Origin of the sequence: Flavobacterium sp. (genome assembly GCF_035456085.1) — a bacterium.
Classification (GTDB): Bacteria; Bacteroidota; Bacteroidia; order Flavobacteriales; family Flavobacteriaceae; genus Flavobacterium.
On the sequence record NZ_DATIDY010000200.1, the window covers coordinates 1 to 12362 of the forward strand.

Here is a 12362-nt window from a genome sequence, read left to right on the forward strand (position 1 = left end):
ATTGCGAAATTCCACTGCTGCATTAGTAACATCAGGAACAGCAACTCTGGAGACTGCACTTTTCAAAGTTCCGGAAGTTGTTTGCTATAAAGGTAGCTGGGCTTCGTATCAAATTGCGAAGCGAATTATTACTTTAAAATACATTTCGCTCGTTAACTTAATCATGGATCAAGAGGTTGTAACCGAATTAATTCAAGATGAATGCTCCACCAAACGCATACGAGAAGAATTAACCAAAATATTGGAACGAAATTATCGTAAAACTTTACTTGAAAACTATGATTTACTAGAAGAAAAACTTGGTGGAATTGGTGCAAGTAAAAAAACAGCGCAATTAATTGTTTCTTCTATAAAATAATTTTCCATAATTATAATCATTTGGGCGTGACCACAACTAGAAAAAGGGCTATATATACTGCATGAATATAGGCCCTTTTTCTAGTTGCGGTCGGGCTATCCACGCTACTTCGGTAGCTAGTTCCTATCCCTCACGCGGAAAAACTAAAAATCTATACTAAAAAAACAACTTATTTCTTACAAAATAATTGTATTTTAGAAGCTCTGAAATCATTTGAATTTCAAAATAACAGCTTCTATTATGAAAACGCTTCAATTTCCATTAACAAAAGTTACACTAATTTTTATTCTAGGAATACTGTTTTCCTATTTTCTAAGGCCCATTGCTCCAGTTACATTTGGCATTCTTGCAATTAATACTTTACTTTTTATTATAGTTTATTATTCATTAAAAACAAATTCAAAATCATCTTTCCTCTTTGTAATCGCTGCCTACCTCCTAGCCTTTTCGATTGGAGCAACAACACAAACTGTACACACCGATTCCAATCGACAAAACAACTACACCCATTACAAAAACATCTTTGACAAGAATCATACATTCATACTTACTTTAAGAGAAAAATTAAAGGCTAACACTTTTAACGAACGTTATATTGCTCTACTCACTTCCATTGATGGAAAAAAAATCTCTGGCAGAATTCTCCTAAACATTCACAAAGACAGCTCTAAAAACAATCTGATTATTGGCAATAAATTAAAAATCAATGGGCTTTTAAATAAAAACAGTCCACAAAAAAATCCAAATCAATTTGATTATTCTAAATATTTAGAAAATAAACAAATATATGCCCAACTCTATGCTGACCCAAAAGAGATACAAATCAATTCAGAAATTAATAAAGATATTTGGTATTATACAGCTGCATTGAGAACCCGAATTATTCAGAATTTAGAAAAAGCTAAGTTCAGTAGGGAAGAACTGAACGTTGCTGTGGCGTTGATCATGGGACAACAACAAGATATTGATCCCGAAATTACTCAGGATTATCAATATGCTGGAGCGGTACATATTTTATCGGTTTCTGGATTACACATTGGCTTTATACTTTTCTTTGTTACTTTTCTCTTAAAACCGTTTCCAAATACAAAAAGAGGTTCTTTTATCAAATTATTAATTACGATAATGTCATTGTTTCTTTTTGGCGTTTTAGCTGGATTAGCACCATCAGTTGTAAGATCGGTAGTAATGTTTTCATTTGTAGCTATCGGACAATACTTAAGAAGAAACACTAACATTTTCCACACTTTACTGATTTCTATTTTATTGATTTTATTATTTGAACCTTCGTTTTTATTCGATGTAGGTTTTCAATTGAGTTATGCCGCGTTGTTTTTTATAGTTTGGTTACAACCTTTATTTGCCAATATCTGGAAACCAAAAAACAAAATCCTAAATTACTTTTGGGAGATATTGACCGTTTCATTTGCTGCCCAAATCGGAACATTACCATTGAGCATCTATTATTTTCATCAATTTCCTGGACTATTTTTTGTGACCAATCTGGTTGTAATTCCATTTTTAGCCATTATTATGAGTCTGGGAACTTTTGTAATGGTACTAGCTGCTTTTAATTGGACTCCATTTTATCCGGCAAAAATATTAGAAATCTGCATTTTTTTCTTAGACAAAATAATTGGTTATATCGCTTCATTGGAACAATTTATCATCAAAGAAATTCCACTAAACACACCTCTCTTAATAAGCTGTTATTTAATCATTATCGCATCAGTCCTCGCTTTTGAACAGCGAAAAATCAAATATGTTTATGGAATTTTGACCGCCATTATAATCTTTCAAATTTCGTGTATTGCGACCAAATGGCAAGTTCAAAATCAAACTGAATTTATTGTTTTGAATACCACCAAGAACACTCAACTTATTGAAAGAAATGGAACCGAGGCAACACTTTATTCGAATGACAGTATTTCGAAAAGCACTAAGAACAATTCAATAGTACCCTCTTATCTTACGGCAAATTTCAGCACGTTACAACATCAATATAAATTGAAGAATCTCATTTATTTTAAAGGAAATAAAATTCTTTTAATCGATAGTTCAAAAGTCTATCCTAATAATATTCATCCAGATATTATACTACTGACACAATCACCAAAACTTAATCTTGAACGATTATTACAAACAACAAATCCTAAAATTATTATTGCTGATGCATCTAATTATAAATCAATTCAACAAATTTGGGCAACAACTTGTATGAAACAAAAAATCCCTTTTCATTCAACAAATGAAAAGGGATTCTGTGCGGTAAGTCCTAAGTAATTAGTGCTTTTAGTATTTTGTTACTTAGTATTTAAGTTCAAATCTTTTAATAATAATTTAATCGAATCAAAATTTTTTTAAAATTTCCAAAAACTAAGGACTAGGAACTAATTACTAATCACTAAACTTATGCTTTTTTAGACTTTGCCTTTGCTTTTGACTCTGTTTTGGCTTTTGGCTCTGCGCTTACAACTGGTTTCTTTACAAAAGCGTCAGCTGTAGCAATCCAGGCTGAAGGGCCACCAGCAACATAACCCGTACTTCCCAAGCCTTCAAAGTTTACTTTTCCCTCTTTATTGACTTTTGCATTTGCAAAATAAATTGTTGGAAAACCTTGTATTCCGAAAACTTGTTGCAATTCGTTATTTTGTTGTTTTATTTCATCCGATTGAGCAGTTCTTCTTGGATAATCCAACTCAACAAGAACAACACTTTCTTTTGCCCATTTGCTAAACTCAGGAGTTTTTAATACTTCATTTTGCAAACGGATACACCATCCGCACCAATCACTTCCAGTAAAAAACAGCAACATCGGTTTTTTCTCTTTATTAGAAACTGTAATTGCTTCTTTTACATTAGTGTACCATTTTAGTTCTTGTGCTTGAGAAACATTTATCCCAATAAAGAACAATGCGATTAAAACTGTTTTTTTCATTTATTGTAGGGTTATTTTTTATTTCTAAATGTATTTATTTTGACAAATTTATACAAAAAAAGTACCAAAACTAATTGATTACTTGACTTCTTGCATTAATTTTTTCACCAAAGGAGAAATTAGTATTAAAATGACTCCAGCAATCAAAGCATAAATTCCTAGTTGTTTGTAGCCTTCAGCATACACATTTAATTTTTCAATATTTGAAGCATTTTCTGAAGCTTCAGCAATATTAGCACCCAATATTCCAGCAAAATATTGACCGTAGGCACTAGCCAAAAACCACATTCCCATAATTACAGCTTGTGTTTTTAAAGGAGATAATTTGGTCATTGCTGACATCCCGATTGGTGACAAACAAAGTTCACCAAAAGTAATAATGAACCAACCGAAAGTAAACAATCCTAATGAAGTTTTTCCATCTGACCCTGCAAAGAATTTTGTATAATAAAATATCCAAAAACCAGCAGCAAGGAACAAAAATGCCAATCCAAATTTAATTACTGTATTTGGTTCAATTTTTCTTTTAGCCATCCACAACCAAACCAAACCAACTAAAGCGGCAAAACCAATTACGAAGAAAGAATTAGCAGAATTATTTACACCATTCGGGCTTAATTCTACACCTAGAATTGTGTTGTTCAAATTATTTACTGCAAAAAGACTTAGAGAGCCGCCACTTTGTTCGAAAAATGCCCAAAAGAAAATTGAGAAAATGATAAAAATTAAAGCTGCAAATAATTTTTTATTTTCAACTTTTGAAAAGTTTTTCATTTCATATAACAAATATAAAATAGATGCCGGACCGATAAAAATCATAAAATAATCTGTGTAAACCGTATTGGCAACCATTATGATGATAACTGGAATAATTAACAATGACCCGACATACGTCAATATTTCAAATTTTTTCTTTTTGGAACTGTCAACTTCAGCTAATGGTGAAAGCCCGATTGGACCTAATGCTTTTTGAGTCTGAGTAAATGTCAAAAGACTTATAATCATTACAATTGCTGCAAACCCGAAACCAACATTCCAACGCAAATGCTCAGGAACCATTGACTGCCACATTGAACCTTCGGCAACTGCAATACAAATATACCCTCCAATTAGAGCTCCCAGATTTACACCCATATAAAAGAATGAAAAACCAGCGTCTCTCCTTGGGTCGCCATCCTGATACAATTGTCCAACCATAGATGAAATATTAGGCTTGAAAAAACCAGTCCCAACAATAGTAAAACCAATACCAATAAAAAAGAAATTTTTAGGGTCAATAGAAAGAATAACACTCCCAATGATCATCAAAATTCCTCCCCAAAACAGTGATTTTCTAAGTCCCAAAATCTTGTCTGCAAACAAGCCACCAATAAATGTAAAGGCATATACCCAAGCTTGTGTTGCGCCATATTGCAAATTGGCTATTCGGTCATTCATTCCTAATTGACCCACCATGAATACAACTAACATCCCTCTCATTCCGTAGAAACAGAAGCGTTCCCACATTTCACTAAAAAACAAATACCACAATTGTTTCGGATATTTTCCTTTGAAATTTTGTATCTGTTCTAGACTTAAATTTTGTTCCATTATTTCAATATTTGAAGTAAATAAAAAACATCATCTTCTTGAATTGTCAAAAAGATGATGTTTTAAGTAATATTTTTATTTTATTAAATTATCTAACACCGTGCATCATTTTTTTCAAGAACGGAGTTAAAACAAATAATAATATTGCGGCTAGCCCTGTCAAAGAAACAAAAACCATAAAGAATTCAAATAAATTATGAATTTCAAAACCAGCAAAAATCGGATTGTGATCCATAATTTGGTTATGATCTAATAATTGTGCTTGATCAGCAGTAAGAGTTATTTTTTTATCTAATACAGCTTGAAGGTCAATTCCTAATTCTTTTGCTTTTGCAAATTTATCTCCTGTAGCTGGTAATATTGCTCCCAACGTTCCCGCCAAAGCATAACCTGAAGCATTTGACAAGAAGAAAACGCCATATAATAAAGAAGAAAAACGTTTTGGAGATAATTTCCCAACCAATGATAAACCAATTGGAGACAAGCATAACTCAGCACAAGTGTTCAATAAATACAATAAGATCAACCATTTTACAGCAAGCAATCCTGAATTTCCAAGATCTTTAACCTGGTAAGCAATCATAAAGAAACTTACAGCTATAACTAATAATCCTAAAGCTAATTTTACTGGAGAAATAGGCTCTTTGTCTGCTGCTCTTAATTTATCCCAAAGCATACTGAATGGAACTGCTAATGCAACCACAAACATTCCGTTGAAAATTTGAACCATTGAAGCTGGCATTTGCCATCCAAAGAAATTCCTATCTGTTTGATTATCGGCAATAAATGTCAACGAAGACCCAGCTTGTTCGAATGCCGCCCAAAAGAAAATGATAAAAAACGAAATAATATAAATAACCCAAATTCTATCTTTCTCAACTTTGGTTAATGAACTATCAGATAAAATTAAACCTGCCAAAGTAATACCACAAGCATAAATAATTGGGTAAATAATGGTTTTAACGACGTTTGTCCCATCTACTGAATAATGAAATAACAGGAACAATCCAACAAAAGCAATCAATGAAACTATTAACGATTTACGAGAAAACACTGCGCTTTGAGCTTCTCCCTCTTCATAGTCAGATGATTCATTTTTAGAAGGTAATCCTCCTAATGGTTTTCCTTCTGGACTAATAACATATTTATCTTTCAAGAAATAAAACAACACTGTTCCAATGATCATTGCAATCCCTGCAGCAAGGAATCCCCATTTAAAAGCATGAATATCTCTGATTCCATCTGTTTTTACATCTCCTACTAATGGACAAATAAATTGGCCTAAAAAAGCACCGATATTGATTCCCATATAAAAAATAGTAAACGCTGTATCCAGTTTGCTTTTTTCTTGTTTTGGATACAAACTCCCCACCATACTAGAAATATTTGGCTTGAAGAATCCATTACCAAAAATGATAACTCCCAAGCCAGCATACATTATAGTTGTAGCCAAACCAATATTTTCACCAAAAACGCTTGCACTAGTAAATAATAACAATTGCCCTATAGCCATCATTAATCCACCTAACATGATGCAATTCCTATTTCCGAAGAAACGGTCTGCAATAAATCCTCCTAACATTGGAGTCAAATAACAAAGCCCTAAGAAACCTCCATAAATTAAAGAAGCATCTTCTTCTTTCATCAATAAAGAATTTACCAAAAATAGAGTCAATAAGGTTCGCATTCCATAAAAGTTGAAACGCTCCCACATTTCGGTTCCAAATAACACCCAAAGTCCTTTTGGATGCGATGTTTTAGTTTGAGTTTCTGTCATGTTTTTTGATATTTGTTTTTGGTATTTGTGATTGGTATTATAAATTTTCCTTTATAAAGTTAGTCATTTTATTGTACAGTTGAATCCTTGTTCTGCCTCCAAAAATACCGTGATTTTTATCAGGGTAAATTTGAGAATCAAATTGTTTATTGGCTTGAATCAAGGCTTCCATCATTTGCATGGTATTTTGGACATGTACATTATCATCAGCAGATCCATGAATTAATAAAAACTTGCCTTTTAATTTACTAACATGATTTATTGGTGAATTTTGATCGTATCCGTTAGCATTTTCCTGAGGAGTTTGCATATAACGTTCTGTGTAAATACTATCATAAAAACGCCAGTTGGTTACCGGTGCTACTGCGATCGCCATTTTAAAAACATCGGCTCCCTGGAAAATACAGTTGGATGCCATAAAACCTCCATAACTCCATCCCCAAATTCCAATTCTTGATTTATCCACATAAGGATAATTCCCAATCACTTTGGCAGCGTCAATTTGGTCTTCTACTTCGTATTTCCCTAACTGCAATTGTGTTACTTTCTTAAAATCAGCACCTTTATAACCAGTACCTCTACCATCAACACAAGCAACAATATAACCTTGTTGTGCTAACATCATAAACCAGTAATCATTAGAGCTTGCCCATGAGTTTGCAACCTGTTGTGAACCTGGACCAGAATATTGAATCATGAAAACCGGATATTTTTTTGAAGGATCAAAATCTTTTGGCTTCATAATCCATGCATTCAATTCGTTTCCTTTTGCTGTTTTTAGAACGAAAAACTCTTTAGATGGTAAATTATAAGCAGCTAATTTAGAAGCAAGTGCTTGATTGTTTTCAATAACTTTGATTTCTTTCCCTGTTTTAGATTCATTCAAAGTATACATTGTAGGCTGATTAATACTTGAGAAAGTATTGATGAAAAATTGAAAATTAGGGCTAAAAGTTGCTGCATTAGTACCAATATTTTTGGTCAGCTGCACTTTGTTTTTTCCGTCTAATCCAATTCGATACACGTCTCTATTGATAGAACCATTTTCTGTAGATTGATAAAAAATGGTCTTTGTTTTTTCATCAAAACCATAGTATGAAGTAACTTCCCAATTTCCTTTTGTAACTTGACTTTTAAGTTTTCCCGTTTTATCATACACATAAATATGATTGAAACCATCTTTCTCGCTTGTCCAAATAAAGCTATTGTCTTTTAAGAATGTAAGATTATCTGTGTCTACAAAATCGATATATGCCTTATCTTTTTCATTCAATATTACTTTAGTTGCACCTGTAGTTCCATCAACAAAAAGCAAATCCAGATTATCTTGATGACGATTCAAAACCTTTGCAGATAACACATTGGCATCTTTAGTCCATTCTATTCTTGGAATATAAAAATCTGAATAATTTCCTAAATTAATATTTTTAGTAGCATTTGCATTTACATCAAAAATATGCAATGTAACCGTTGAATTTTTCTCGCCTGCTTTAGGATATTTGAATGTTTCGATTGTTGGATATAAACTTTTTTCGAAAATAGACATTGAAAATTCAGGAACTTGACTTTCATCAAAACGAATATAAGCTACTTTTTTGCTGTCAGCACTCCAGTCAAACGCTCTAACAAATGCAAATTCTTCTTCATAAACCCAATCAGTAATACCATTTATGATAGCATTCTTTTTTCCATCTGTAGTAATTGCTGTCGCCTTCTTTGTAGCCACATCATAAACATATAAGTTGTTTTCTCTGGCGTATGCAATTTTGGTTCCATCAGGAGAAAATGTAGGCTCTTGTACTTGAAAATCGAAAAGCTTCGTCAAAGTTTTAGTCGTTAGATCATATAAAAAATAATCTGCGATAAATGAATGACGAAAAATTTTAACGGTATTACAGGCAATTAATATCTTTTTTTCTGAAGCATCAAAAGTATAACTATCAATTCCACTAGCTAGTTCCTTAAAATTTTTAGTATCAATTAAGTTTGATTCTTTTTTTAAAGTCGCAAAATCATAAAGATCAATTTGCATACTTCTAGTTGTTCGATCAAGATTTAAAACAGTATATTGATTTGTATTTTGTAATGATTGTAATTCATCCATTACTTGAGGGCGATAAACACCTGTAAAAATCTCATCAACAGTAATTTTTTGTTGTCCAAATACGGTCACACAGAAAAAGAGAAGCAGCGTAGTAATCTTATTCAAATTCATAATGGTTAAGTTATAAAAATGACAATTTTAATCAAAATTTTACAATTAAAACACTATTACCCTGTTAAATGTTATAAAAAAAACAATTTTAACAATCTACTTAAATGATTTTCAACGTTTACTCTTAAAATGAACAATGTTCTTATTGAATAGGTTGTTTTTAAAAATTTATAAAAAAATCTTCACTGAATTTAATACATTTTTTATCGGTGAAAAACAATATTTAACTAAAATTAATAAGATATAATTTATATTGTAAAAATAAAACGTCTAAGTTTCATAATTTTAGTCCAAAAATTTCGAATAACTAATTCCAAAAAATAAAATATTCAAGAATGTGTATCTTTGTTTCATCAAGAAATAATATATCACTATGAATAAATCAGTTGCTGGATTTTCTAAATTATCCAAAGAAGAAAAAATAGACTGGATTGCCAATAACTACTTTTCAACTCCAAATGAAGCTGTTGCATTACTCAAAAATTATTGGAATATCGATGAAAAAATTCAAAAACTGCATGATGAATTCATAGAAAATACCATTTCGAATTTTTATATTCCGTTGGGTGTGGCTCCAAATTTTTTAATTAATGGAAAATATACCACAATCCCAATGGCTATCGAAGAAAGTTCTGTAGTTGCTGCAGCTTCAAAGGCTGCCAAATTTTGGTCAACTCGCGGAGGTTTTAAAACTACAGTTATTGATACCGAAAAAATTGGACAAGTTCATTTTATATACAAAGGCGATAAATCCAAGTTAACCTCATTTTTTACGCAATTAAAATCCAAATTATTTGATTCGACTGAAAGCATAACCAAAAACATGCAAAAACGTGGTGGCGGAATTTTGGATATTATTCTAAAAGACAAAACCGATTTGCTACCAAATTATCACCAACTTCATGCTACATTTGAAACCAAAGACAGCATGGGCGCCAATTTTATAAATTCTTGTCTGGAAGTTTTTGCTAAAACATTAAAAGAAGAAGCGTTAGATTTTGAATTATTTTCTGAAGAAGAAAAAAACATTCAAGTCGTGATGAGCATACTCTCTAACTATGTTCCCAATTGTATTGTTCGCGCAGAAGTTTCTTGTCCAATTGAAGATTTAGCCGAAAAACATATTGAAGATCCAGAAGAATTTGCAGCCAAATTTATTCAAGCTGTCCAAATTGCCGAAATTGAACCTTTCCGGGCGGTAACACACAATAAAGGAATCATGAACGGAATTGACGCTGTTGTCATTGCAACTGGAAATGATTTTAGAGCAATTGAAGCAGGAATTCATGCCTACGCTTCCAAAAATGGTCAATATTCCAGCCTTTCACATGCCAAAATAGAAAATGGAATTTTTAGTTTTTGGCTCGAAATCCCGTTAGCTTTAGGAACTGTTGGAGGATTAACATCCTTGCATCCTTTAGTAAAATTGTCACTAGAAATGCTCGAAAAGCCATCTGCTGCAGAATTAATGCAAATTGTTGCAGTTGCTGGTTTGGCACAAAATTTTGCCGCTTTGCGTTCATTAACAACAACTGGAATTCAAGATGGGCACATGAAAATGCATTTAAATAATATCCTAAATCAGTTTGAAGCTAATGAAGAAGAGCGTCATTTAGTAAAAAAACACTTCAAGCATCATATCGTCTCTCATAGCGGTGTCGTTGATTTTTTAGAGAATTTAAGAAAATAATTTTTTTTAGGAGCTAATCCCGCTATACGTTTCAATCTTTTGTGCCGAACTCCGGCACAAAAGGATTTCCACTTCTATCGGGGCTAAAACAAATCAGGGTTTTTAAATCTATCGTCATAATTCATCTTCTTCAGTCTATTTAAAAAATGAAAACAACCTTTTACAGCAACGGAAAACTTTTAATAACAGGAGAATATCTCATTCTTGATGGAGCAAAAGGATTGGCTTTGCCAACAAAGTTTGGTCAAAATCTAATTGTAGAGAAAGGGAATAATCAAGAAATAAAATGGACAAGTTATGATGCTGACGGAAATATTTGGTTTGATGAAATAATTCCTATTTCATTTATAACATCCTCAATTTCTGTAGAAGAAGAATCAGTAAAAAATACCTTAATCAGGATTTTAAGATCAGCATATCAACTCAATCCAGAAATTTTTTTAAATTCTGAAGGCTACACGGTTAAAACCCATTTGACTTTTCCAAGAAAATGGGGATTAGGAACATCGTCTACGTTAATAAACAACATTGCTCAATGGTTCAAAATTGACGCCTTCACACTGCTTAAAAACAGCTTTGGCGGCAGTGGCTATGACATTGCTTGCGCACAAAATGACTCTCCCATTTTATATCATCTGGAACAGGACAAACCCATTGTTGAAAAAGTAAAATTTAACCCTAGCTTTTCAAAGGACCTATATTTTGTATATCTCAACCAAAAACAAAGTAGCAAAAATGCTATAGCTTCTTATAAGGAGAAGAAAAATAATTTAGAAACGCAGAAAGAAACCATCAATCAGATTACACAATTAATATTAACATCAGACGATATACATACTTTTACTGAGGTTTTAGAAAATCACGAAAAAATATTGAGCGGTATTCTGGAAACTAAAACAGTTAAAGAATCTTTATTTCCAGATTTTGATGGAACCATAAAAAGTCTTGGCGCTTGGGGTGGAGATTTTGTACTAGTTATTTCCAAAAAAAATCCTCGTTCTTATTTTCTAAATAAAGGATATGAAACAGTTATTCCGTATGAAGAAATGATTTTATAGATTAGAAATCCACTAAAACAAAAAAAGCTATTTAATTAGCTTTTTTGTCTTCATTATATTTAGCAGTTTCCATTAACTTAATAGTATGTTTTTCATGGTCGTTAGACTCAATAAGTGTATTATGCAAACGTTCAGCCATTTTTTCAATACTGGTTGTGATTGAATCGCAAACTTGTTCCATTCTATGATGCTTTTCTTCTTTTACTGCTCTCAAAACATCATCAACAAAGACTTTGTCGTATTTTTCTGCAACAGAATCACGCGTATTGGTCAATCTAATTACATAATCATTGCTGAATATTGTAACTCTAAAATGTTGTTCTTCGTTACTTAAATAATATTTACCACCTAATTCGTCACAGTTAATATCTGTAGCGCTAAGTTTCAACAACTCAGTAATTATTCCATAAATATGGCTTTCCATTTTGGAATAAACTCTAGGCTTCTTTTTAAATAAATTAAACATATTATTAAATATCAAATTAATTGGGCAATATTGTTTTACAAATCTTATAAGAAAACAGCGGCAAATTAACAGTATTTTTTCAAATATTACAAATTATTAAATAATGTAACAAATTAATTTTGATACATAAAATTAAATAAAAAAGGACTACGAACCTAAATTGAAAAAGGAAATTTAACCTTAAAACAATATAACTAGTTGAACTGCATTTATATACAGACGAATGACTAATAAGCAAAATAAAAGCCCGATACTTGCAGTTTAAAGTAT

General features: G+C 31.8%; 8 protein-coding genes and 1 pseudogene. 4 read left to right on the forward strand and 5 right to left on the reverse strand.

Features of this window, described 5'->3' with window-relative positions:
* Both VLC96_RS15160 and VLC96_RS15165 read left to right on the forward strand, forming a co-directional pair.
* Positions 1-358: pseudogene (locus VLC96_RS15160) on the forward strand (lipid-A-disaccharide synthase); the annotation flags it as partial.
* Positions 359-598: 240 nt separating this feature from the next.
* On the forward strand, positions 599-2641 hold the full coding sequence (locus VLC96_RS15165; protein ID WP_325264243.1) for a ComEC/Rec2 family competence protein: 2043 nt from the start codon (positions 599-601) through the stop codon (positions 2639-2641).
* A 127-nt stretch (positions 2642-2768) separates the two neighbouring features.
* On the opposite strand, the gene VLC96_RS15170 is transcribed toward VLC96_RS15165, so the two are convergent.
* The 4 genes from VLC96_RS15170 to VLC96_RS15185 all read right to left on the reverse strand — a co-directional run bounded on the left by VLC96_RS15170 (position 2769) and on the right by VLC96_RS15185 (position 8878).
* Positions 2769-3296 carry a thioredoxin family protein gene (locus VLC96_RS15170; RefSeq protein ID WP_325264245.1) on the reverse strand — a complete coding sequence of 176 codons (528 nt, stop codon included), beginning with the start codon at positions 3294-3296 and terminating at the stop codon, positions 2769-2771.
* A gap of 78 nt (positions 3297-3374) precedes the next feature.
* The gene (locus tag VLC96_RS15175; RefSeq protein WP_325264247.1) at positions 3375-4886 is read right to left on the reverse strand and encodes a peptide MFS transporter; all 1512 of its coding nucleotides are present in this window, start codon (positions 4884-4886) and stop codon (positions 3375-3377) included.
* A gap of 88 nt (positions 4887-4974) precedes the next feature.
* Positions 4975-6663, reverse strand: coding sequence for a peptide MFS transporter (locus tag VLC96_RS15180; RefSeq protein WP_325264249.1), 1689 nt, complete (start codon positions 6661-6663; stop codon positions 4975-4977).
* A 37-nt stretch (positions 6664-6700) separates the two neighbouring features.
* The gene (locus tag VLC96_RS15185; RefSeq protein WP_325264250.1) at positions 6701-8878 is read right to left on the reverse strand and encodes a S9 family peptidase; all 2178 of its coding nucleotides are present in this window, start codon (positions 8876-8878) and stop codon (positions 6701-6703) included.
* Positions 8879-9251: 373 nt separating this feature from the next.
* Here VLC96_RS15185 and VLC96_RS15190 point away from each other — a divergent pair, with 373 nt between their 5' ends.
* Complete coding sequence (locus VLC96_RS15190; protein ID WP_325264251.1) at positions 9252-10568, forward strand: hydroxymethylglutaryl-CoA reductase, degradative; 1317 nt, start codon at positions 9252-9254, stop codon at positions 10566-10568.
* A 146-nt stretch (positions 10569-10714) separates the two neighbouring features.
* Positions 10715-11626, forward strand: coding sequence for a GYDIA family GHMP kinase (locus VLC96_RS15195; RefSeq protein WP_325264253.1), 912 nt, complete (start codon positions 10715-10717; stop codon positions 11624-11626).
* A gap of 31 nt (positions 11627-11657) precedes the next feature.
* Here the strand turns inward: VLC96_RS15195 and VLC96_RS15200 are convergent, their stop codons facing one another.
* The gene (locus VLC96_RS15200; protein ID WP_325264255.1) at positions 11658-12050 is read right to left on the reverse strand and encodes a hypothetical protein; all 393 of its coding nucleotides are present in this window, start codon (positions 12048-12050) and stop codon (positions 11658-11660) included.
* Between the last annotated feature and the right edge of the window lie 312 nt (positions 12051-12362).

Excerpts from the sequence above, each read along its gene's own strand:
- VLC96_RS15175 (WP_325264247.1), bottom strand. The coding sequence starts at position 4,886 with ATGGAACAAAATTTAAGTCTAGAACAGATACAAAATTTCAAAGGAAAA.
- VLC96_RS15190 (WP_325264251.1), top strand. The coding sequence starts at position 9,252 with ATGAATAAATCAGTTGCTGGATTTTCTAAATTATCCAAAGAAGAAAAA.
- VLC96_RS15180 (WP_325264249.1), bottom strand. The coding sequence starts at position 6,663 with ATGACAGAAACTCAAACTAAAACATCGCATCCAAAAGGACTTTGGGTG.
- VLC96_RS15185 (WP_325264250.1), bottom strand. The coding sequence starts at position 8,878 with ATGAATTTGAATAAGATTACTACGCTGCTTCTCTTTTTCTGTGTGACC.
- VLC96_RS15200 (WP_325264255.1), bottom strand. The coding sequence starts at position 12,050 with ATGGAAAGCCATATTTATGGAATAATTACTGAGTTGTTGAAACTTAGC.
- VLC96_RS15165 (WP_325264243.1), top strand. The coding sequence starts at position 599 with ATGAAAACGCTTCAATTTCCATTAACAAAAGTTACACTAATTTTTATT.
- VLC96_RS15170 (WP_325264245.1), bottom strand. The coding sequence starts at position 3,296 with ATGAAAAAAACAGTTTTAATCGCATTGTTCTTTATTGGGATAAATGTT.
- VLC96_RS15195 (WP_325264253.1), top strand. The coding sequence starts at position 10,715 with ATGAAAACAACCTTTTACAGCAACGGAAAACTTTTAATAACAGGAGAA.